Origin of the sequence: Sphaerospermopsis sp. FACHB-1194 (assembly GCF_014696235.1) — a bacterium.
Classification (GTDB): domain Bacteria; phylum Cyanobacteriota; class Cyanobacteriia; order Cyanobacteriales; family Nostocaceae; genus Sphaerospermopsis; species Sphaerospermopsis kisseleviana.
This window is the reverse complement of the sequence record NZ_JACJPU010000047.1, coordinates 18465-42208: the sequence shown is the minus strand read 5'-3', so window position 1 is coordinate 42208 and position 23744 is coordinate 18465. Positions and strand designations below refer to the sequence as shown.

At 38.3% G+C, this 23744-nt stretch carries 23 protein-coding genes; 7 read left to right on the top strand and 16 right to left on the bottom strand.

All coding sequences use genetic code 11. From position 1 onward, the window contains the following. Positions 1-132: 132 nt before the first annotated feature. The 5 genes from H6F45_RS21470 to H6F45_RS21450 form a co-directional block, all read right to left on the bottom strand. Positions 133-714, bottom strand: coding sequence for a CPBP family glutamic-type intramembrane protease (locus H6F45_RS21470; RefSeq protein WP_190348343.1), 582 nt, complete (start codon positions 712-714; stop codon positions 133-135). Positions 715-802: 88 nt separating this feature from the next. After that, positions 803-1843, bottom strand: coding sequence for a DUF3326 domain-containing protein (locus tag H6F45_RS21465; RefSeq protein WP_190348347.1), 1041 nt, complete (start codon positions 1841-1843; stop codon positions 803-805). Between the two features lie 139 nt (positions 1844-1982). Beyond that, positions 1983-2165, bottom strand: coding sequence for a hypothetical protein (locus H6F45_RS21460; protein ID WP_190348342.1), 183 nt, complete (start codon positions 2163-2165; stop codon positions 1983-1985). Positions 2166-2280: 115 nt separating this feature from the next. Continuing rightward, positions 2281-2598 (bottom strand): 2Fe-2S iron-sulfur cluster-binding protein, encoded by a 318-nt coding sequence (locus tag H6F45_RS21455; protein ID WP_137666550.1) that lies wholly within the window; start codon positions 2596-2598, stop codon positions 2281-2283. A gap of 109 nt (positions 2599-2707) precedes the next feature. Further along, a complete protein-coding gene (locus tag H6F45_RS21450; protein ID WP_190348341.1) occupies positions 2708-3661 on the bottom strand; it encodes a hypothetical protein in 954 nt (317 codons plus the stop codon). Positions 3662-3694: 33 nt separating this feature from the next. Between H6F45_RS21450 and H6F45_RS21445 the strand changes: the two genes are divergently transcribed. The 3 genes from H6F45_RS21445 to H6F45_RS21435 all read left to right on the top strand — a co-directional run bounded on the left by H6F45_RS21445 (position 3695) and on the right by H6F45_RS21435 (position 5565). Then, a complete protein-coding gene (locus tag H6F45_RS21445) occupies positions 3695-4603 on the top strand; it encodes a metallophosphoesterase (protein ID WP_137666552.1) in 909 nt (302 codons plus the stop codon). A 280-nt stretch (positions 4604-4883) separates the two neighbouring features. After that, positions 4884-5273: a type II toxin-antitoxin system RelE/ParE family toxin gene (locus H6F45_RS21440; protein ID WP_137666553.1), complete on the top strand. Its 390-nt coding sequence runs from the start codon at positions 4884-4886 to the stop codon at positions 5271-5273. Continuing rightward, positions 5260-5565, top strand: a complete 306-nt coding sequence (locus H6F45_RS21435; protein ID WP_096572218.1) for a helix-turn-helix transcriptional regulator — start codon at positions 5260-5262, stop codon at positions 5563-5565. The genes H6F45_RS21440 and H6F45_RS21435 overlap by 14 nt, the downstream gene beginning before the upstream one ends. Positions 5566-5773: 208 nt before the next feature. Here the strand turns inward: H6F45_RS21435 and H6F45_RS27120 are convergent, their stop codons facing one another. Continuing rightward, entirely contained in the window at positions 5774-5896 is a 123-nt protein-coding gene (locus H6F45_RS27120; protein WP_277877012.1) for a hypothetical protein, read from the bottom strand. Positions 5897-6176: 280 nt separating this feature from the next. On the opposite strand from H6F45_RS27120, the gene H6F45_RS21430 reads away from it, so the two are divergent. After that, positions 6177-6551, top strand: a complete 375-nt coding sequence (locus H6F45_RS21430) for an ATP-binding protein (RefSeq protein ID WP_190348340.1) — start codon at positions 6177-6179, stop codon at positions 6549-6551. A 63-nt stretch (positions 6552-6614) separates the two neighbouring features. After that, on the top strand, positions 6615-7256 hold the full coding sequence (locus H6F45_RS21425) for a hypothetical protein (RefSeq protein ID WP_190348339.1): 642 nt from the start codon (positions 6615-6617) through the stop codon (positions 7254-7256). A gap of 224 nt (positions 7257-7480) precedes the next feature. Here H6F45_RS21425 and H6F45_RS21420 read toward each other — a convergent pair whose 3' ends face one another. After that, a complete protein-coding gene (locus H6F45_RS21420) occupies positions 7481-8320 on the bottom strand; it encodes a prephenate/arogenate dehydrogenase (RefSeq protein ID WP_137666556.1) in 840 nt (279 codons plus the stop codon). 84 nt (positions 8321-8404) lie between these two features. Here H6F45_RS21420 and H6F45_RS21415 point away from each other — a divergent pair, with 84 nt between their 5' ends. Further along, complete coding sequence (locus H6F45_RS21415; protein ID WP_137666557.1) at positions 8405-8998, top strand: DUF1517 domain-containing protein; 594 nt, start codon at positions 8405-8407, stop codon at positions 8996-8998. A gap of 70 nt (positions 8999-9068) precedes the next feature. Continuing rightward, positions 9069-9965 carry a hypothetical protein gene (locus tag H6F45_RS21410; protein WP_190348338.1) on the top strand — a complete coding sequence of 299 codons (897 nt, stop codon included), beginning with the start codon at positions 9069-9071 and terminating at the stop codon, positions 9963-9965. Between the two features lie 333 nt (positions 9966-10298). Here the strand turns inward: H6F45_RS21410 and aroF are convergent, their stop codons facing one another. The 9 genes from aroF to H6F45_RS21365 form a co-directional block, all read right to left on the bottom strand. Then, positions 10299-11357: a 3-deoxy-7-phosphoheptulonate synthase gene (gene aroF / locus H6F45_RS21405; RefSeq protein ID WP_187038503.1), complete on the bottom strand. Its 1059-nt coding sequence runs from the start codon at positions 11355-11357 to the stop codon at positions 10299-10301. Between the two features lie 224 nt (positions 11358-11581). Then, positions 11582-12052 carry a PAM68 family protein gene (locus H6F45_RS21400; RefSeq protein ID WP_137666560.1) on the bottom strand — a complete coding sequence of 157 codons (471 nt, stop codon included), beginning with the start codon at positions 12050-12052 and terminating at the stop codon, positions 11582-11584. Between the two features lie 12 nt (positions 12053-12064). Continuing rightward, entirely contained in the window at positions 12065-12334 is a 270-nt protein-coding gene (rpsO, locus tag H6F45_RS21395; RefSeq protein WP_096572226.1) for a 30S ribosomal protein S15, read from the bottom strand. A gap of 202 nt (positions 12335-12536) precedes the next feature. Further along, positions 12537-13340, bottom strand: a complete 804-nt coding sequence (locus H6F45_RS21390) for an SDR family oxidoreductase (protein ID WP_137666561.1) — start codon at positions 13338-13340, stop codon at positions 12537-12539. Positions 13341-13419: 79 nt separating this feature from the next. Beyond that, positions 13420-14937 (bottom strand): thioester reductase domain-containing protein, encoded by a 1518-nt coding sequence (locus H6F45_RS21385; protein ID WP_190348337.1) that lies wholly within the window; start codon positions 14935-14937, stop codon positions 13420-13422. A 2-nt stretch (positions 14938-14939) separates the two neighbouring features. Continuing rightward, positions 14940-16610: a PfaD family polyunsaturated fatty acid/polyketide biosynthesis protein gene (locus H6F45_RS21380; RefSeq protein WP_137666563.1), complete on the bottom strand. Its 1671-nt coding sequence runs from the start codon at positions 16608-16610 to the stop codon at positions 14940-14942. Positions 16611-16877: 267 nt separating this feature from the next. Further along, entirely contained in the window at positions 16878-20198 is a 3321-nt protein-coding gene (locus tag H6F45_RS21375) for a type I polyketide synthase (protein WP_242052696.1), read from the bottom strand. An 18-nt stretch (positions 20199-20216) separates the two neighbouring features. Then, on the bottom strand, positions 20217-21569 hold the full coding sequence (locus H6F45_RS21370) for a polyketide synthase (RefSeq protein WP_096572230.1): 1353 nt from the start codon (positions 21567-21569) through the stop codon (positions 20217-20219). 251 nt (positions 21570-21820) lie between these two features. Further along, complete coding sequence (locus H6F45_RS21365; protein ID WP_137666565.1) at positions 21821-23551, bottom strand: SDR family NAD(P)-dependent oxidoreductase; 1731 nt, start codon at positions 23549-23551, stop codon at positions 21821-21823. Positions 23552-23744 lie beyond the last annotated feature (193 nt).

Below are 23744 nucleotides of genomic sequence, written 5' to 3'. Positions count from 1 at the left end.
CACCAGTCACCAGTCACCAGTCACCAGTCACCAGTCACCAGTCACCAGTCACCAGTCACCAGTCACCAGTCACCAGTCACCAGTCACCAGTCACCAGTCACCAGTCACCAGTCACCAGTCACCAGTCCCCTGCTATAATTGCCGAATTTTCCACAGATAGCTAGATAGCCAATTTGTCAGGATATGAGCCATTATTGGTACTAACAAGTTGCCACTCAATAAGGCGCTATATGCCAAGATGATACCGATAATAGTTGCCCAAATTACATAAGGCCATTGTTCAGCACCACTGAGATGTAATACTCCAAAACAAAGACTGGAGACAATGACGGCTACATGATCAGCGCCCAAAGCGGGTAACATGACACCGCGAAATAATAATTCTTCACTTAAACCCGGTAACAGCCCCAGCCAGAGCAAGTCTGGTAAAGCTAACGGTTTAATTACCATTTCTAGGTAATAATCTGCGCTTTTGCGATAGGGAGGAGAGAAGCGATAAGCTAAACCACTAAAAACAGTGATGACTAAACCCAACCCCAAACCCAAAAATAAATCCTGGGGTTCCCAGTACAACTTAAATAGGGCAACGTTACCAAAGCGCAGCCACAATTTGGCGGCTATCCATAAAATAATCGCTGTTGCGCCCATAGCTACGAGGACTTGGGTGCGTGAGAGTTCAGGAATTTCTGGTTCTTGCTTTTGTTGTTCTACCACAGGCGTTTAAATAATGAGGACTGGACTGGGGACTGGGGACTGGGGACTGGGAGCAGGGGGAGAATAACTAATAACTAATAACTAATAACTAATGACTAATGACTAATGACCAAGGATTAATACCTGCTTTGTGGGCGACTAAGACACCGACTGCTTCTAAATATGAGTTTACCTTTATAGATTTTATTCCTAACGCTGGGGCAGGAACTTGTATTAAAGTTTTATTTTCTGTAACAGTTATTATTTGGCATTGTTTCTGGCTTAAACTTAGTAAGGTACTACTCCCACAGGCGTTTGCTGGTACTATAACGGCATCTACTTGATCTGCCCAAATGTCTGCTTGTAAAGAATTGATAAATTCTCTGTTGACGATAAACTGAGGGGCGCGACTTAAACCGACAAGGACGCATGGTAAAAAAGTATAACCTATTTCTTCGGCTGCGGAACGGGGAGATAAATCGGGATCTGGGGGTGCTGGTGCTAGGGCTGGTGCATGGGCGCAAGGTATTTTAAAGGTTCGCACTAATAAATGGCTAATTACGGCTTCTGCACCTGCTAGGGGATCTACGCCTTTTCCATGACGGTAATTTTGCGTTGCTTGTTCATCTATGTTATCGGGAAAACGGGCTACTACTGCGATCGCCTCTGCTTTCTCTTTTTTAATCAATTTTTCTGCTGCCCGCAATAAACTGTCTGGGTTGCCGATTGTTCCCCAACTGGCTCCAGATGGGGATATACGTAATTCTACGTTTAATGGGGCATCTGTAATTACATGATTTGTAAGATTTAGTCCTAGTGTGGCTCTGGCTGCGTCTGCTGTTTGCAGGTGTCGCAGCATTAATTCTGGTTCTAGTCCTTGGTCTAAAAGTAAACCTACTCGGTTACTATGCACGGGTCTTAAACCCCATTCTCCAGCGGCAAATTTATCTAAACCATATCCTTCTACATAGAAAGAGTTGGGAATATTCCAGTATAAACTTGCACCGTTGAGGACATTGGGATGAGTAATCAGGCGATCGCACACCTGTGATATAACTCTAGCTACTGGTAATGCGTCACCTGCATAACCACCTATGGACGCGCCTATGCCGGTAGGTATAATTAAAATTGCTGTATATGGGCGTTGCATCATGGCATTATGAATTATGTTTCCGCGCAATCTCCGTCAGAAGATCCCGCAGGGTAGGGACACAGGAGCAAAGGCGCAAAGTTGCTGGTTGTAAATTTCTCAGTTTTTTCATGCTCATTCAGCAACGCCTTAATCTTAATTATTCAGGGTTTGCTGTGGTGACAACTGCTTCTATTGTTGCTTTTTCCTGTTCTGTATCTACGGAAGTAACCGCCCAGCGCAGGGGTTCACCTTGTTTTTTTAATTCCGCTTCAATAGCTTTTTGTAATTCTGTGGGTGTTTCTTGGAGATCGATTTCGGCAGTAATAAAATGAGTGGTCATGATGGTAAAATATAGGGTTTTGATTATTTCTAGAATACAGCTATTTTGGGTGATTGGTGATGGGTAATTGGTAATTGGTAAACATTGATTACTTAATTACCCATTAAACGGTTGACTAACTTTTACCAAATTGCTTCTGATAAACTACTTCTTCTTTGTCTGTTTCGATTTTTAAATCAGAAAGAGGTTTAGCTACACAAAGTAAAGCATAACCTTGTTTTTGCAATTCTGGACTTACACCCATTCCCTCAGATTGATCTACGCTTCCTTCAGTGATCAAAGCAGCACAAGTTGTACAAACTCCAGCATGACAGGAAGCTGGTAACTCTAAAAGTTTTGTTTCTGCAACAGCTAAGATGGTTTCATTGTCAGGAACTTGCAAATTATAAATTGTGCCTTGGTGGTTAATTTCGACGGTGTAAGTTTTGGTCATATTTAAAAGAGGAGTCTTTCAACTGATAAATTACCTATTTTATCTCATAAGATGCAAATTTCACAATGGTTACTTTTAACTACAAATTTTGCTAGTAATGAATCCTGATTCATGAATGTTTACTAAACATGATCATTTCATTACCCACAACGGGACTACGTGCAATTAATTTATTTTCAGCATCAACAAGTTGTAAATGTGTAAAATCTAGTTCTTGAGAGCGTTTTAATATATCCGCTGCTAATTGTTGCTGTTGTGATGGTTCTAAGGTGTACCAATCATCACTAATTCTTATGGTTAAGTCGCTGGTGCGAAAATTAGCTTGGACTAATTTTATCAGATTAATAGAAATATTTTCATCTTCTTTGGTTTGTACGGAGATAACGGTAATTTCCGCAAGTTGCTGTTCTATTGCTGCTATTAAAGCTTGTTCTGGTGTTAATTGTACTGCTTCTGGTTCTGGTGTTGGTTCTGGTGTGGGTTCGGGTGTTGGTTCTGGTGTAGGTTCGGGGGTAGGTTCTAGTGTAGGTTCTGGGATAGGTTCTGGTGTGGGTTCTGGTTCGGGTGTGGGTTCTGGTGTAGGTTCTGGGATAGGTTCGGGTGTAGGTTCTGGGATAGGTTCGGGTGTAGGTTCTGGGATAGGTTTGGGTGTGGGAACTTCTGCAACTAAAGGAATATCTGGGGGAATGGTTGCTACTTGAGTAGGTTTGGGAGTCAAGAAAGTTGCTGTAACCCCGACTATCACCACTGCAAAAATAGCAAAAATTGCGTTTAAGGTAAAATCTGATACATTATTAGCAACTTTGGATGGTAAAAACAAGCGGAATGTTTGTAAAAATTTATCCCATGCTAATAAAACCCTTGCTAAAAGATTAGGTTTTTTTTCAGTAGTTGGAGGTGGTTCTGTTTCTAGTTTGACTACTGTATTTTCTAAAATTCCTATTGTTCCTCGGAGAAATTGAATTATTGCTGTTTTCCAAATTGGTTGATTTTTTTGGTAAGGTTGTGGAGCAGGTGGAGTTTTTTGTTCTTTTCTGGGTTTGCGTTTTCTATCTTGTGACATATAATTGATGTTGATTTGTTGATTTATTGATTTATAAATATGAAACGTCGGGAATTTTTAGTTTTAGGTGGTCTGAGTGGGTTGTTTTCGGGTTTGTTTGCTGGTAAGTTTGTGAATAAAAATCTTAAAAATCCTTTTTTAGAAACTGCTATAGCTGCAAATTCCAACCAAAAAGATTTGTTATTGCGGTTTGTGTCGGTTGCGGATACGGGAACAGGTGCTAAAGGACAGTATGCTGTTGCTAGGGCGATGAATTTTTATCATCAAAAAAATCCCTATAATTTAGTTATTTTAGCTGGTGATAATATTTATAACAATGGGGAAATTGAGAAAATAGGGGCAGTTTTTGAACGTCCTTATCAACCTTTGTTGAAAAAAGGTGTGAAATTTCATGCTTGTTTAGGTAATCACGATATTAGAACTGATAATGGTGTTCCACAGGTAAATTATCCTGGGTTCAATATGCAGGGAAGGTACTATACATTTATTAGGGATAATGTACAGTTTTTTGGTTTAGATACTAATGGGAATGCTGACTGGAAAAATCAGCTAATTTGGTTAGATAAAGAATTGAGTTTAAGTAAAGCTGCTTGGAAGATTGTATTTGGTCATCATCAGATTTATGCTTCTGGTGTTTATGGGAGTAATGCGAATTTTATTAAGACGTTTACTCCTTTATTTCAAAAGTACGGTGTGCAACTTTATATTAATGGTCATGAACATCATTATGAACGCACTCGTTCTATTAATGGTACAACTTATTTAACTTGTGGTGCGGGTGCGGGAAATCGTTCTGTGGGTCGTTCTGAGTGGACTGAATATTCTACAAGTAATTTGAGTTTTGCTGCTTATGATGTGTATGCAGATAGAATTGAGGTGAGTGGTATTGGTACTAATAATCGTGTTTTTGATCGGGGTTTGATTAGGGTGAAGGGTGTTTGATAATAATTGTTTGAATTAGGATTTTCAGGATGTGATTTTGTCAGAATCAGGTGGTTATCGAGCGACCTGTACTGAGCGCAGTCGAAGTAAGTCGAGATAATGTCCAGGATTTAAGGATTTTTAGGATGTGTTTTTTGATAAAATGCTATTTGAGTTGCTTTGATTAATTTGTAAACAGATATGCTATAATCATGAGCTATAGCAGAAGGCTAGAGTGAAACCCTTGCTATTATCAGTTGTTAAGGATTAATAATTTCATAATAATTCTGGCTACAGCTATATGAATAAAGAATATATAATTTATGTTGGTTCAGTTTTTCAGTTGGAGTGGTATTTTGATGAACATGGTAAAAGTGAAGCTCTGGAGTATTTTAATCAACTATCCGAACAACAACAATTAAAATTTTTATTTTTAGTGAAAAGAATTGGTGATTTTGGCAAAATAAGTAATAAAGAGCAATTTCGTAATGAAGGAGATAAAATTTACGCTTTTAAACCACAACCAGATAGATTTTTATGTTTCTTTTTTACTGGTAAAAAAATTATTGTCACTAATGCTTTTCAGAAAAAAACACAAAAACTACCCAACAATCAAAAAGAGAAAGCTATACAATATATGAATGCTTTTATTCAACGTCATGAGGAAGGAAAATATTATGAAGAAGAATGAACAGTTATCAACTTTTGATAGAATGATGCAAGATGATGATTTTCAAGCTAAGTTTGCATCAGGATATCAGGAGTTTTTACTATCTGAATTTTTAGTTTCTATCATGGAAAATGATCATATTTCTATTGAACAATTAGCTAAAGAAGTTAATCTTTCTCCTGCTGTTATTCAAGATATTTGTTCTGGAAAGAAAAATGATATTAACTTTAGTAAGTTTTTGCAAATAGTTCAATCTTGTGGGTTTCGTCTGGTTTTAGAGAAAGGTGATGATCGTATTCCTCTAGGTTTGTAAATCTGATTATTCATTTTATCAATTTGTCTGAATCAGGATATCCAGGATTTCAGGATTTTCAGGATGTTGAATTTATTAATACCCACATACTTCATATCCCGGACTTCTTTAAGAAGTCCGGGATCTAGTATTTTGTCTGAATCAGGATATCCAGGATTTAAGAATTTACTGTTGTGGGTTACGCCCTCATTAACCCACCCTACTATACTTATAGTAATTTGTAAATTATTGCTCCTGTGGATTTATCGTTGGTAATTTCCATGAGTCCATCAGTACAAATAGTTTCTAAAATTGAGCGCACTTCTGAAGTAGGTTGACCAAGTTCAATCACTGCATCAGTGAGTGATATACTACCACCTTTACTTTGAGCTAACTTTAAAAGTGTGACAACATCATTTTTGGCTGAAGGTGCAGGTTTGATTTGTCCTTGGGGAAACTGTTGTTGTGGTAGTTGAATATTAGAAGAATGATAACCTGATTCTGGTATTTGTCCATCAAAATTATGGAAACTTCTATCTGAGGTTTTTAAAGAAGATATTAAACAAAGTAATGTTCATTCTATTTTAGAAAATCAAGCTGCATCTACTATCTACAATTATGGTAATTCTTCATTGATTATTAGTAAGCCTAATATAAATAAAAGCCGTATCAATATCTGTAGAGAAAACTCCCAATCTTTAGAAGATATACAAAATCAATCATCTTCTTCGCAAAACCAAACCCCAATAATTGACCTTACAAAAGCACCAGAATTAAACTATAAATATGGACGCACTTCAGAAATTGCCACTCTCAAACAATGGATATTAGAAAATCACACTAGACTAATCACAATTTACGGATTAAGTGGAATTGGTAAAACCGCCTTAACACTGAAATTAATCTCAGAAATTACCACACAATTTGATTATATTATTTATCGCAGTCTTGATAATCTTCCTAAACTGATAACTGTTAAAAACGAACTTAAACAATTCCTTTGTTAATCCCTATCAAAACCATTACCTGAAATCCTAGATTATTTTAAATCATCTCGTTGTTTAGTGATCATGGATGACCTAGAGAATATTTTTCAATTTGGTAACTTCCCAGGTCAATATTTAACAGAATACAAAGATTCTAGTAAATTTTTCCAACAAATTGCAAATTCATATCATCAAAGTTGTGTAATTTTAATCAGTTGGGAAAAACCCGCAGATATCGAAACCTTAGAAAATGAAAACCAACATACAAAAACATTACATCTGCAAGGTTTAGGAGAAGATGCTAAAGCAATATTCCAAGAAAAAGATTTAAAAGATGATGAAAAATGGGAAGAATTAATCACACTCTATCAAGGTCATCCTGGTTGGTTAAATATTATCACATTAGCGATTAAAGAATTATTTAATGGTCAAGTTTACCAATGTTTAATAGATGAAGATGAGGTATTTTTAGGAGATATAGAAGCACTATTAGAAAATCATTTAGAACGTTTATCAGAATTAGAATATCATGTAATTAACTGGTTAGCAAGACAAAATGAACCGATAGATATTCTTCAAAAACCTACTGATTTGGAATTATCAAATGCTAGATTTATCAAAGTTTTACAGTCTTTAAATCGTCGGTGTTTGGTGGAAAAGGTGTTAATAGAAGAGAAAGTGAAATTTAAGGTAAATTCTTTATTCAGGATATATCTCAATAATTAATATTATGGTTGATTGAAAAGATTTTATTATCTGCGTTTATCTGCGTTTATCTGCGTTATTATCCTGTAAATCCTCAAATCCTGGACATCCTGATTCTGATAAAATTCAAATTATCTCAACAAGCAACAAAATTACATAAATTTGACATTTATAAAACCCGTAAAGTAATCAGGAGTCAGTAGGGGTTTAGTAATGCTAAACCCGTACATAATTCAGGATATTATCTATTCCACAAATTTAGGACGATTTTGTTGATTTAACTTGAGCTTTTGCTCTAAAACTTCCCAGTTTTCCTGTTCAATCACGTTAATAAATATGTCGAGGTTTTGACGATATTGATGTAGTGAATTGATTAATGCTTGACGATTATATTGCGCCATCATCACCCCTAATTCTGGATTACCAGCACCAACGCGGCTGGTATCTCGAAATCCTGAACTAGCAAGGTTTTGGGCTAATTGAAAAATTTCTGGATCGGTTTCACCCAAACAAGCAGCCATCAAAGAGGCGCTAACCATCACAGGTAAATGGGAAATCCAACTCACAGCCCGGTCGTGTTTTTCTGGCTGACAATGATAGATAATAGAACCAAGCGATCGCACAATTTCCTCTAAAACAGTAATGGCAGTAGTTGGGGTTGTTTCTATTGGTGTGAGTACATAAGGTCGATTCACAAATAAATTGCGCTGTGCGGCCTCTATACCCACATCTGTATTTCCCGCCATAGGATGACCGCCAATAAAATTCTTCCATAGAGGAGAAATTGCATTGACTATAGGTGCTTTTACTGAACCTACATCAGTTACAATAGTAGTCTCAGGCAAATGAGCAACCAACTGTTCAACTTGAGGCACAATCAGTCCTATAGGAGTACAAATAAACACAACTTCAGCACTAGCTAACAAACTCAAATCAATTGATGCTTGATCGACACTGCCAATATCAACAGCTTTTTGACAGGTTGATTCACGACGGCTAACTCCTAAAACATAATGTCCTTGGGAACGTAAATCAAAACCTAATGAACCGCCTATCAGTCCCAGTCCTAAAATACCAATTTTCATTTTTGCCTTTAACAACTAAACTTTGAAATATTATCTGTATTTCTGACTCCTGCTATAACTAAGAAAATTATATGGAGAAGAAAAATGAGCAATTTTTTTAATAAAATGATGGGTAGAACTCGCTATGTAGTTTGTCGTCTATTTGTGCATTTAGCCGGCAGTGAAGTAGCACCAATTTTAGGAGTTTTAAACCGCGCCGCAAGAGAAGCGATTGAAGCTGACGGTGATTTAGAAGTTTTGGGCGAAGGATTAGTAGAAATTTGTGAAACTTTGCTCAGATACGATCAATACTGGCTTTCAGCAGCTAATGAAGGAGATGTTTTTTGGAATGAAGGAGAAGCGGGAGATTATGTCAATGAATTATTTACCGACTGCGCCCAAAGATACGGCGCTGAATTTGATATTAGTTCTTCCTCTGGTTTCGATCAACCTTTATCTATTCCTGTAACGCGCAACGTAGTCATCATGGTGACAGTGGCTTATGAAGGAGAAGTACCAGAATTAGAAACAGACCTTTCCAACATCCAAGCCTTAAAAGAAGGATTGAAAGCTTTCATCAACTTACACTACAACCATAAACTCCGAGCTATCCAAGTGCATTTCTCACCAGCCCAGCTAGGAGACGAACTCACAAACGATCAATTGTTGCAGTATTTTCCAGAATTGATCCCATTGTAACTTGTTGTTACTCTTTAGTTATCACACCTAACATCGACAATGATAACTAACACATAAGGACAATTATCTAATGATCAGGACTATAATGCGTAAACTAACAATTTTTTGTTTAGCACTAAGTTTGTGCTTGACAAGTGTCGCCTGTGGGGGAGGAAACCAAACTACATCTTCTACTCAAAGTAGTAGCCAAAGTAGTAGCCAAAGTAGCAGCCAAAGTGCAACCCCCACCAAATTAAATGATGGACGGTACGACGTACAACAGGCTACTTACAATGATGCTAATGGGGAGTATACGCTGTTTTTACTTGGTAGTCAGCCGCCTACCTTTAGCACAGAAAAGTTACAAATGGCTCGGTTGACAGATGAAGAACTCAAAGCAGGTAAAAAAACCTATCTCAAAGTAGAAAATGGTCAGCCAGCCTTATATCTGACAGAAGACTTTAAAATTGAGTACGTTCACAACGTCACCGAAACCAAAACCAATCCCCAAACCGGACAACAAGAAACCGTAATTGTACGTCAAGAATCTAACTTCTGGACACCTTTTGCTGGAGCTTTAGCTGGTAACATAGCAGGTCAAGCTATTGGTAGTCTGTTATTTAGACCTCAATATTATGTACCTCCCGTTTATCAGCCCGGTGGAATTATGACCGGTTATGGTGGATATGGTTCTAGCTATGATGCAGCCGTTTCCAGTTATCGTTCTCGGTATAATGAACCACCCGCAGCCGTAAGAAATCGTACAGCTTTCCGCACTACAGGTTCGATCAGAAACACAGGGGGTTCTACTTCTACCACAACCCGCACGAATACAGGTAATAGAGCAACAGGTTCAGGTTTTGGTAGCAGTAATCTCCGTCCTTCTGGTAATTCCAGTTCTACTCGCCGTAATTCTGGTAGTAGTTTTGGCAGTGGCCGTTCTTCTGGTAGCCGTTCAGCCGGTTTTGGTAGCAGAAGAAGAAGATAATTTATAGGAGGCAGGAGGCAGGAGGCAGGAGGCAGGAGGTAAATATTTCTTCCCATCTCCCCTCACAAGGGTAGGTATTTTACATTGTCGTGAGGGCAAGACTTGGAGGACAAGGCAGACAAGGTGACAAGGGAGGAAATACGTAACAAGAATGTACAATTGGTAACAAAAACTGAGGCTAAACAGACCTTGTTTTGTAGAAAATCTTCCTTGTCTACTTTCCCTCCTTGTCTTCCAGGTCCTGCCTCAACAGATAATATTAAAAACCTATCCCTGTGAGCATCTCCCCATCTCCTCATCTCTACTGTCACCTGTCACCTGTCACCTGTTATATTACACAATTGCCAATGCAGGTTGTGGCCAACGACCGACGGCTTTACCAATAACTGCTAATTCTGACATGAGTTGATCAAAGCTGTCTGGTGTTAAAGATTGGGGTCCATCGGATAAAGCCTTGGCTGGGTTGGGGTGAACTTCAATCATTAAAGAATCTGTACCAGCTGCGATCGCTGCCATTGCCATTGCAGGTACAAACTCAGCCCAACCCACACCATGACTAGGATCAATCATAATCGGTAGGTGAGTCAGTTTTCTTAACACCGGCACAACAGATAAATCTAAAGTATTGCGCGTATACTGACGGTCAAAAGTTCTAATTCCCCGTTCACACAAAATCACATTCGGATTACCAGCAGCCAAAATATACTCAGCGGCCATTAACCAATCTTCAATAGTTGCTGCCATTCCCCGTTTTAAAAGCACTGGCTTAGATTGCGCCCCTACTTGTTTTAAGAGAGAGAAATTTTGCATATTTCTCGCCCCTACCTGAATCACATCAGCAACTTCGGCGATTTTTTCCAAATCTCCAGCGTCCATCACCTCAGTAATGATTCCCAGTCCACTGACTTCCCGCGCCTTTGCTAACAACTCCAAAGCACTTTCACCGTGACCTTGGAAAGCATAGGGTGAAGTTCGGGGTTTGTATGCACCACCACGCAGGAACTTAGCACCAGCCGCTTTAACCCGCTGTGCAGTTTCCACAATCATGGTTTCATTTTCCACCGAACATGGTCCAGCAACCACAACTAAAGGATGATGTTCACCAAAAATTACAGGCCCATCGGGAGTATTTACCACCACCTCAGAAGCTTCACCGTGGCGGAACTGACGACTAGCGCGTTTATAGGGTACTTCCACCCGTAAAACTTGTTCGATCCATTGACTGAGTTCTTGAATTTGCAGGGGATCTAAATCCGCCGTTTCACCTACTAAACCTATTACTACTTTATGTTTGCCAATGATTTTTTCTGGTGTTAAACCCCAGTCAGCTAATTCTTGAGTTAAACGATCTATTTCTGACTGTGGGGAGCCGACTTTCATTACAACAATCATTTTAAAATCCCTGTATTTTTGAGTAAACTTTGAGTCAAATATTTACCGAGTCAGGAATGTTGATTTAATTTTTGGCTACTGGAATTACTAAATAATTAAGCGAGAAGATATATAAAAAATGTAGCGCCAGGTACTTTGTCTGCATATTGGGTATAAATCAGATAAGAGTCATTTCCTAATTTACCCAATATGGCAGTTATCTCAAGATACCTGAGCGCCGTTGATCAGACGTTCTTTTTGCGTGTTTCTCGCCAACCTTCGACCATTCTGCCCCAATTGGTACTAAATTCACCAAAACCTAGTAAAGTACCAGGTCTTTCTACATCCCAAGAGGCGGAAAGTACACCGTAGGTTATGCCTAAAACCCCTAACCCAAATAATCCCATATTCACCAATAATACTGCGATGGGAGGTAATTGGACATGAGCGTAACTGACCAACAAATAGCTGACCACCAGAGTAGTAATACCTAAAGCCGTAGGTATCCCACAAAATGCAGCGACTCTGCGGATCATCCGCTGGCTGACCACTTCAGGAATCGCCATTTCCTCTTTCGTGTAAGGTGGTTGCTGTGGCGACTTTTGATTAGATTCCTGTGTTTTTACTATCGGTTGAGTTTTAGTTTTTACAGGTTTTTGACGCTTTTTATTTGGCTCAAAAGGTAAATTACTGCGTTCTGATCCTTCAGCAGACATAAGCAATAATTCCTAACCACGAATGCCCAGGCGAGAAATCAAAGCCTGATACTTTTCCCGGTCGTTTTTGAGAACATAAGCTAAAAGACGCTTGCGCTGTCCGATCATCTTTAATAGTCCTCGGCGGGAGGAGTGATCTTTTTTGTTAGCTTGCAGGTGTTGGCTGAGGCGGTTAATACGATCAGTCAACATAGCGATTTGGACATCCGCAGATCCGGTATCGGTTTCGTGTACTTGGAAGCCAGAGAGAATTTCTTGTTTGCGCTGTTGCGTGAGAGCCATGATTGATTAAACTTCGATTTTCGCTAAATGTATGCAGCAGTCTCTTATAATATCACAGCAATCAAAGTCTGTGGTAATTTTAGGTGATTGGTGACTGGTTATTGGTGATAGGGTTATTTACCTCCCCATCTTCCCCCTGTTCCCTATCCATGACTTTCGTTCTGTTTTGCGTAAGTCCTGAAGTATTTAATCGAACTGAATATTAGTTATTTTCTTGCATACTTCTAACAATTTTTGTCACCATCTTTCGAGGAAAAAATCTGACACTTTTCGCCAGAATTTGATTTAAAAGTCCGGGAATAACTATAGTTTGACCGCGCATTAAGGCATCATATCCCATCAAAGCCACAGTTTGAGCATCCATCATTTTTTGACCTTTCAACAATTTAGAATCTGCCATTCCTGTGCGTTCATGAAATGCAGATACAGTTGAACCTGGACACAAAACAGTTACTGTTACACCTGTACCTTCTAACTCATTAGCAATAGCTTCAGAAAAGGATAAAACATAAGCTTTAGTGGCAAAATAAACCGCCATTAAAGGACCAGGTTGAAAAGCAGCAGCAGAAGCAACATTTAATATTTTCCCCCTACCTTGCTTAACCATATTTTTGAGAAATAACTTAGTTAAATGAGTCAAACAAACTAAGTTAACCTGCAACATTTCTAATTCATGATTCAAGCTGGTTTCATTAAAAAAACCATAAGTACCAAATCCGGCATTATTCACAAGTACATCAACTTGAATATTATCTTGTTGCAATTCTGTAAAAATTTCGTTGGGAGAAGTATGTATAGATAAATCTTTAACAATAGTTTTGACAAGAATATTAAATTTCTCCTTGAAATCAATAGCGATTTCTAAAAGTTTGATTTCGTTTCTATCTACTAGGACTAGATTGTAATTCTCAGAGGCAAATATACAGGCTAATTGGTAGCCAATTCCACTTGCTGCTCCAGTAATAAGAGCAGTTTCTTTACACTGTAATTGACCTTTGATGTTCATATTATAAACTGGTGTTATTCACCTAAAATTATTAGATTGTAAGGTGGGGAATGCCCACCCTACTTTTTTAAGACTATAATTATGCGAGAGTCAGGAAACCTGTTTGCATTAAATAGGAAGTGTAAGTGATTAATAATTGTGAGTCAATTTGCGGACAAACAATAGAACTTCCTTTCAATGCTTCCAGGGTTTCTTCACAGCTAATAATTGGTCTTCTTGCTTGCAAATACAAATCAGGAATGGTGATTTGTTCATCAGACCAACGCTCTAATAAAAAGGGTTTCAGGGTGTATAATGGATTCTCTTGGTCAGTGACATTATTGATTAATTCATTTTGCCATTGTTCGTAGGGAATCATTTCTAATTTAAAGCCAAAGGTGCGTATCCATTCCACCAATGATTTTAAAGAAGCGGGTTGGGGATGTTGCAAATGGAAAGCTTGACCAATGGATTTTTCCTGTCTAGATAAGTAAACTACTGCTTTACTTACATAGTCTACAGGGGACATATCCAACATATAATCTACATCGGGAAAACATCCCATTTGTAGACAACCTTTAATCATTAAATTGATAAAATCATGGGTGTTACAAATCCCAGTTTGGCTATCTCCAGCAATTAAAGGTGGTCTGTAGATTGTAATCGGTAATCCTCTGTCACCAGCAATTTTAACTAACTTCTCAGCTACCCATTTTGTTTGAGAATAACCTAAGAAAATACCTTGCCAATCATCAAAGCTATCTTGTTCTTTAACTACCTTACCAGCGTAAGCGGTAGATTCAAAAACAGCAACGCTAGAAACGTAATGTACAGGTTTAACTTTGGTTTTGCAAGCTAACCTTAAAACTTCCTGAGTTCCTAATACGTTTGCTGCTTTTAATGCCGAATAAGGATAAACATAATTCAGCAAAGCACCACTATGATAAATGGTGTCAATATTGGCAGCTAAATTTTCAAATTGTTCTGCACTAATGCCTAAAAGTGGTAACGATAAATCACCAACAATAGGTATTAAACGCTCACTATATTGATCATCCCAAATGGCATACTGTTGGAGATTTTTGATTAATTTGCTCTTAGCTTCGGCAACATCAGCAGCACGTACCAAACAATAAATAGTTGCTGGGGTTTCTGTTAGAAGTTCCTTAATAATAAACGCCCCTAAATAACCAGTCCCCCCTGTTAAAAAGATGTTTTTAGGATTGGTAACAGCAATCGCATTATTACCCACTGGTTGAATAGTGGGATCTAGTACCACTTCCACACCTAAATCTAAAAATGGTACAGGAATATTGACATTATTAACAGTACCATTGCTGGAGTTTTCTAACTGGGCATTTTCGGGATTTTCTTCTGATAAACGTTGAGAAAGCGCAGCGATGGTGGGATAATGCCACAATAAAACCGGAGAGGGTTTAAAACCTAGTAAATTTTCTAATTTACTAATAACAATCATAGCTTGGGCAGAATCCAAACCATAATTTTCTAGATGTTCTTGAACGTCAATTTCTTCTGGTGTTGTCCCTAGCACTTCTGCTAAGTTAGACACCATAAAATCTTGAATTTGAGCAGCATTATAAGTAGTTGTTAAACTCATGTTTACATCTCCAATTTAGAGTTAAGAGGTTGATATTGACTGTAAAAACTGGGAAGTTGCAAACCTTGGAATTTTAGGTTTTGAATACGATATAAAAAGGCAGTTCCTAACATAATGTGATTGGCGACATCAACAACATGACGGTTTTGAGGTGCTGCTAAATAAGAACCTTTTACCCAGTCGTTAAAACTGCCCATTGCAGGACCGCACCAAATTTGATAATCTACTTCTCGACCTTTTTCGCCGCTACTTGACCAACGAGAAGATAAACCTAAATACCAACGAAAAATTAAAGCCATTTTTAATTTAGGGTTATTAACAGCTTTACCTAATTTTTCCGGGTTTTTCTGTGATAAATAAGCGGCTGTTCCTTCCCAAACTTCGGCGATAGTTTTACGGAAGATTTGTTTTTCTAACTTCTCTCTTTCTGCTTGGGGAATATCTTCAATTGAGTCATAACTGCGGTATAATTCATATAGTTTTTGCGCCCGCATGGGAAACATTGTTCCCCGTTTTAAGACCTGTAATTTGACTCCCATTTCAAACATATCAGCAGCAGGAGCCATCATCATATCTGCCATTTCTGCTTGTGCTAATAACTTTTTGGTGTATTCACAAGCTCCCGATTCTATGCAAGATTGATTGATAGAACCAGTGACTATATAAGCCGCACCCATCATAAATGCAGCTAGGGCGGATTCTGGTGTACCAATGCCTCCTGCTACTCCCACTCTAATGGGTTTTTCGTAATTATATTTACCTTGAATTTCGTCCCGCAAACTAATAATTGAAGGTAGTAAACATACGAGGGGACGATTATCTGTATGACCGCCAGAATCAGCTTCTACGGTAATATCATCAGCCATTGAAACTTTGCTGGCTAAATTTGCTTGCAGTTCGGTAATTAATCCTTGGGCAAGTAATTCTTTAACCATTTTTTCTGGGGGTGGCTGCATAAATTTGGTAGCAACTTCACGCCGAGAAATTTTGGCAATGACTTTATTTTTGATTTCAATTTGATGATTAGAATTTAAACTTAATCCGGCAATGCGATAATAAACAATGTTAGGAGTTAAGTCTAAAAATGCTGATGCTTCGACAGTGGTAACGCCATATTTTAAGTATAATTCTACGGCGCGACGTTCTATTGCTGGTTCGTTGGGACTGTGAATTAAATTAAAAGCATAAGGTCCATTGGGTAGGGCAGTTTGGATGTTTTGAATGGCTGTTTCTAGGCGTTCTGGAGGTAAACCACCTGCACCAAATGAACCTAAAAGTTGTTGTTTTCCTAGTGCAATGACCATTTCTTCGGATGCTATTCCCCCAGCCATTGCACCAGTCATGTAGGCATATTTTACATTATAGGTGGAGAGGAAAGAGCGATCGCCAAATTGTTGCAGTTCTAATGCTGGTAATGATATTAATAGTTCTGCTTGTTCGGATGCACCGTTGTTAGCAGGTGTTAAATATCCGTCGTTGGTTACGCCAATGTTACCTGCTATTTTGACTATATGACAGGGTTTTTCTAGGGTGAGTAGTTTTTGTTTGATGGCGTTTTGTTCAAAGGCAATATAATCTAATGAACCTCTCCAAGCTTGGGTTTGATGTTGGGAAATGTGGGAGAAGGTAAGTCCGTTGTTGGGTTTGTTGAGTACCGTATTAAATGTTGTCACGGTAGTTATTTCCTCAAGTTATCAAGGTTTTTAGTAGGTTGGGTTGACGAAAGGAAACCCAACATTTTGCTTACAAAGATTTTGTTTCGCGCAAAGATGCTAAAGAGCAAAGAGGCAAAGGAAGAAAGGAAGAAAGGAAGAGAATAAAGCATTAATTTTTTTCTCTGCGTTCTCTGCGCCTCTGCGGTTAGTTATTCAAAATTCAGGTATTCTAACAGTAGGATAGGATTAATTTCTACCATCTTACTGATAGCTGAATGCTAACTATTATTTTTCCTGTTGCAGTAAGTTTTGAGCGCAAGCTAATTGCAGTTTGATAATTTCGCTCATTTGTTGGCTGAAGTCTTTTCTAGCTTCTAAAAAGCTGGTGTGTGCTTTTGTTAATTTGGAGTTGTTATTGGTCAGTTTTTGATACTGAGCTATTTTTAAATCGTTCATGTGAATTTTACAAGGTAATTTTTTAGGTGTGGGTTTTTGAGTGCAGGTTAATTCTGAAAAGTTTAATGCTTCTTGGGGTTGAAAACGGTTATCCATGAGCGGTTTTATGGCCGTTTTTTCTGGTTCTGGGTAAATGTCTTGGGGTTGAATTTGGTAAGATGGTTTGAGAGAGTTAATGATTTTATACTCTCGATAATTGGTGTTTGATTCCGGTTTTTGATGTGTATCTTTTTGGAACAGTTGGCGGTTTTCTGCTTTTAAAATTTCGGCGGTGATAGAGTTGCCACCTAGTGTTACTTTTCTCAATGTTGCTTTGTTTTGTTTGGTGGTTGCTAGGGAGAGGTTATACAGGGGAGAAATATCTAATTTAACTCCATGACTGAGCAGTTTTGCTAATGCCTTGACTATTGATGTATGGTCATCTAAGCCACGACGATTTAAGGATACGTTAATGTGTTCTTGGTTGCTGAGAATTTTATCTATCCACCGTGAACAAATACCACCAGCACCAGCTTCAATAAATACTTTTGCACCGTCTTGATAAACTCGATTGACTAAGCGAGGAAAGTCTAATTCCTGACATAATCCTTTGGCGATATTATGGGCAATTACTTCACTTTCTAAGGTAATTGGTTGATATTCTGCCGCAGAATAACAGGTAACTCCGGAAATTTTTTGTGCTGGTAAGTTGTTGAGTCGGAATAGTTCTGGGTATTCTGACTGCATCGCTGGAGCGTGAATAACGTGGTCAAAAGGTGCAGGAAAAGCGTTACATCCTAATTTTTTGATCACTCTTTCACACGCTGCTGGTTCACCGGCAATTAATACTTCTTCTCGTGTATTAATTTGGGTGAGGTAGACACGATTTTCACCTTTTAAAACTTCTCTAACTTGGTCAGGTGTAGACATTAAAACGTAGTTACTCCACAAATTATTATCATGATTTGCAGAATTTTTTGGTAGTCCCCAATACTCTCTGACTGCATTTTTTTGTCCTGATAATCTATCACCAAATAATGATGATGAGTTGAAGGTGTTACTTCCTTGATAGAAGTTGCTCCAAACTCCTTGGGCAACCATCATACTGGTTTCACCTAAGCTATAACCAAAGATATATTTGGGTTTAATTTGGAAGTCATCGCTAATAATTGTGGTGATGAATCTCGTAAAGAGCATTTCTGCTTCAAACATAGCCAGAGAATCATCTAACAATTTCTTTTCTAGTGTTTCTAGTTCTCTGGTAGTTAGTTTTTTCAGACTTCTGGGAAATACTAATTTTTCAACATCGGCTGCCCGTTTGTACAAACTTTTAACAATTACGTCATCAAAGGCTTTAGGAAATAGTCGGAATAATGTCCGTCCAATTCCTACATAAGTGTTAACAGCCGCAGGATAAACAAAGGCAATTTCGCCATTTTTTCCTAATGGTTTGGGTGTAAAATAACTACCAATGGGTGTCACCCAATCTTTGCCATTTACAAAGGCATTGGTTACACCTTTTTTGGCAGAATTGATTTCTTTGAGGAGTTCTTTGTGGTTGCGTCCGGTGATAGATAAGGTATAATTGGCGTTAGGTTGTTGTTGAAAATTGATAAATGTTTGACTGGCTGTGGTTTTCAAACATTCAGCAGTTTCAATGGTTTTTTCTAGGTTATTTAACGCAGTTAATAAGCTAGTTTCATCATTTCCATTGATAGGAAAAAGATGATAGGGGCGTGATTCTAAATATCTGCTATTGCGTTCTTCCTGTTGGGTTTCTTCTGATAAAATAACGTGAGCAAAAGAACCGTCACAACCAATACTGTTAATAGCAGAAATTCGACATTTGACCTCTTTTTGTAAAAACCAAGGTCGAGACTCGGTAGCAACATAAAAGGGGCTTCCTTCCCATACTTGCGGTGTTTTCACACCTGACCAGTTGGGGGTTGCTGGTATATATTTATAGTAAAGACTCAGGGCAGTTTTGATTAAACTGGCAATACCAGAAGCCACGAAAGTATGACCAATATTAGCTTTGACGCTACCAATGGCACAGTGTAAACCATCTCCCACCGAAGGATAAGCTTGCAGCATACCCTGAATTTCTGCTTCGTCCTCTTGGGGTATGCCACTACCGCAGACTTCTAAGTAATTGACCTCTTGGGGTTGGATGCAGGCTTGTTTTAATGCTTGTTTGCAGACTTGATTGATGGTATCTGCATTTATCGCCATTGCAGGAGATTGACCAATACTTAAACCATCAATGACTGCATAGATGCGTTGATTGTTTTGCAATGCGGTATCATGTCTCTGCAAAACTACCGCACCTGCACCTTCTCCCACATTCCAACCGTCTGCATTTTGGTCAAAACTGAGGGTATTTATGCCTGTATTTAGTTTACCAAATTGACTTCTCAGGAAGACATTTTCTACACCCCCAGCTAAGTCAACAGCACCTACAACTACTGCTTCAACTTCGTGAGTTGCTAATAGCATTTCTGCTAATTCTAAAGCTTTAAAAGTGGCAGTTTCTACGGCGTTAATAGTGAAGGATGGACCAGAGAAATTCCACAAAGAAGAAACTCGACTGGCCATGATATTGCCGACATAACTGAGATATTCGCCAATATCAACTTGATGGTGAATGCTATCTTTTACTATGTTTTCTAGTTGGGTGATTTTTTCTGGTGGTAAGGCAATTTCCGCAGCATTCAAACCATCTTTTAATTGCCAAGAAGAATTCCACCGTTGTTGTAATTGATGTACAGATAATTCTATATCAGCGGCGATAATGACAGCGACATTACTATTAGGTTGAATGTTACCATCTTTGAGGGCGCGATCGCACACTTTTAATAGTAAAGTTTGCTGCGGGTTGAGTTTTTCAACTTCGTTGGGCGGAATTTTGTAAGCTAATGTGTCAATTTCAAAATCTTTAATGTATGCACCGTTGGGTACTGTTCCTGCTTCTAAACCGTAACCTTGCAATAATTTTTCTTGTTCATTAATCCCATGCCATCTTTTTTCAGGTAAGGGAATAAAATGTTGTTTTCCGTCGTAAATACTGCCCTCAAAGGCATCTAAACCATCACATTCCCCAAAAAAGGCATCCATGCCCACAATCGCCATTTTTGCAGCCATTTGCGCGTTCATTCTTTCTTGATTATTCATTATCTGACTTCCCCTTGCTCAAGAATTATGCTCAATAATTAAATGAGAGTTTGTTCCACCAAATCCAAATGCACTCAAAGCTACACGCTTAGTTTCTTTACTCGGCCACGGTGTGGCGGTTCTGACAATGTTTTGAGGCGATATCACATTATTTTCAGAACCCATCGGCTCACTGACATTAATAGTTGCAGGGATGACATTATTAGACATTCCTAAAATCGTTTTTGTAATCCCCACCATGCCGGCAGCAACGAGTAAATGACCGATATTATTTTTAGTTGAACCTACTAAGGGTTTGGCATTTTTCGCGCCAAAAAATCCTTCAATAGAGTTAGATTCGGTGGTATCTCCTAAGAGAGTGCCGGTTGCATGACACTCTAAATAATCTATTTCTTGGGGGTTAAGTTTTGCTTCGTCATAAGCTCTTTGATAGGCTGTCATTTGCCCTTGAGCATTAGGACTTAAAAGATGTTTACCTTTGCCATCATTAGATAAACCATTACCGCAGATTGTTGCTAAAATTTTGTCCCCATCTCTGACAGCATCACCATATCTTTTTAACATTAACATCCCAATGCCTTCGGACGTAATTAAACCCCGTGATGACTTATCAAGAGGGCGACTAATGCCATTTTCTGGATATCCTTGAATACCTGAAAATAACATTCTTAAAAACAACGGATCTGAACAACTAATAGCACCAGCTAACATTAAATCTGCTTTACTTGATTGCAGATAATGGGATGCTAATTTAATGGCATAAAATGATGATGAACAGGCAGCATCTATACAAAAATGAGTTCCAGAAAGATTAAAAGCGCGGGAAATTATGGCAGCAGGTAAACCGGAAACCATTGCATTATAGGGTGATGCTTTAGCAGCGGTTAATGTACCACCTAAACGGAAATCTTTTTCCTGTAAAAGTTCACTAATTGCAGGTTCTATTGTTTGCTGATAAATAGGGGCAAACAATTGATTTGATGCTTTAGTTGGTAAAGCGAGAGTTCCTAAAATTACGCCACATTCAGAGAGTGCAGATTGATTTCCCCAATAGCCACTGTTAATAATTGCTTGTTTAGCTGCATACAGTGACCATTTAAAAGTATTGTCCAGACTTTGGACAAATTCCCCAGGTAAATTATATTCGTTGGGGTTAAAGTCAAAGTTACGGATAAATCCACCTTTTAAAAAGTAGAATTTTTCCGGTTTGCCTTTGGTTTTATCGTAGAATATGCTAGGATCTAAACCTAATTCGGTTACGCTAATATCAGAAGTTGAGTCTTTTTCTGCGCTGAGATTCTGCCAAAATTGCTCAGGATTGTTTGCGTCTGGAAAGAGGCAGGATAATCCGATAATGGCTATTTTTTCCACTGTTGAAATCCTCGTTGGGGTAGGAGGGAAAGAAGTAAGTTTCTCACGCAGAGGCGCAGAGGCGCAGAGAGAGAGATTTTTACTTCTTTTCCCAAGTTTCTAAGGATTTACGCGATTCCCCCAAACGTGGTTCAAAGTTTTAATTGTAGGTTGGGTTTCCTTACGTCAACCCAACATGAGAAAAACCAACATTTTGTTGATGTTGTTGGGTTGCGCTGTCGCTTAACCCAACCTACAATTTCTTTATCTATCTATTTCTTACTTAACATTTTCATCGGCCAAATGACTGCTTTTGCTCCTAAAATGCGGGAGTATATTTTTCCTTCTCGACTGTGTAAGATAAAGTTGGCTGTTACTCCTGTATCTGTTTTATTTTCTACTTCGCAGGAAACATAAAATGGTAAATTACAAGGTACTGCTAAAAATTGTTCTGAATACGTTAATTGTCCTGGTAAACATACTTCTTGATGAAAGTGGTTTAACCATATCCAAAGTGATTGGGTACTGATATCTGTGGTATAGGGATTATGCCATTTAACGGGAAATTGTCCTTGTGCTTGTTCAGATATTTCTTGCCAGCAACACTCGACGGTAATTTTATTAGGGTTAACATTTAATACCCTGGTAATTTCCTGGAAAGCTGGTCCATGAAATAAGGATGAATCGCCATTTTGATAAAATTCTTTACCTATAGTGGTAATGATGTTATCTTCTGTGAGATTCATTGCTTCATAGATTGGCGCTTCTGGCATTTTACCCACTACTCTGATGATAGCAGAGAAATGAAAATGGGTTTTACCTTGAGCATTTTTACTCAATATTTTGGTTTGAAATTCTATAAATTCACCATCAGCTTTTGATAGTTCTTGAATTTCTAAAATGTATTCATCTGCGAGGGTGGAATTAAAGGATATTCCCTTTAAGACTTTAAATTCTTTGCAATTTAAGTAGCGATAACCTGGATAAATTTCTTCACAAGCATGAATCATCCAAGACATGGCACAGGTAGCTGGTAATACTTGCACCCCGGCAATGGTATGATCATATAAAAAGGGATTTTCTGCTAATGTCATCCGTCTGCGGAGACGATAACTTTTTAGTTCGCTTTCTAGGGGTGTGGGTGGTAAATTCATGGGACTACCAATCACCACCTGGGATTGATTTTGAAAGGCGGGATGGAGTTCATTAACTAACATTTGTGTACCGATTTCTACGGGAATAATATCAATTCCACGTTCAGCAAATGCTTTTTTCAATTGTGGTGTCACCATCCCACTATCCCAACCACCCCAGTTAATTGCGACTACATGAGTTTGGGGATAATGTTTTTTAAATTGGTGGGCTGATTTGTTGAGAATTTCGTTAGCTATAGCATAATCACTTTGACCAATATTCCCATAAAAACCAGTCACGGAAGAAAACAAAACTAAATGCTGTAATTGTTCAGGATGAATGCAATTGAGTAAATTTTGTAAACCTTGAACTTTGGCAGTATAAACTTTTTCAAAATCCTCAGATGTTTTCTTTTCAATTAACTTATCTGCTAAATTTCCAGCACCGTGAATAATACCTGTAATTTGCCCAAACTTTTGAGCAACAGTATTAAGTTTTTCTTGTAATGCTACTGTATCAGTCACATCAACGCTGATATATTCAGCCTTTCCCCCTGCTGCTTCAATTGCGGCTAAAGTCTTTTTAATTTCTCTGCTGGAAGTAATTTGATTAAATATCTTTTGTACCATCATGGGTGTTGGTTTCTTACCTTGAGAAATCAAATTTTCCATGATGCGTTTTTTCAAAGCTGGTTCTTCTAAACAATCACGGGTATAATCTGGTTCTTCTGTAATTTCTGAACGACCTAAAAGAATGAATTTACAAGGTTGATTTTGGGCTAATTTAATTGTGCATTGTGCAGTGATTCCCTTTGCTCCACCACTGACAACAAATACAGATGATGGGCTAACTTGAAGTGTTGCTGTCATAATTCAACTTTATAATTGATTCTGTGTTGATGAATAAATTTATTTTTTTCTCACGCAAAGACGCAAAGGCGCAAAGAGAAGATTTATTGAACCACGAAGGGCGCAAAGGACACGAAGGAAGAGAGGAAGAAGAGAAAGAAGAATAGAGGTACTTAGGAAATAAGTAATATTTACCTTTGCGTCTTTGCTCCTT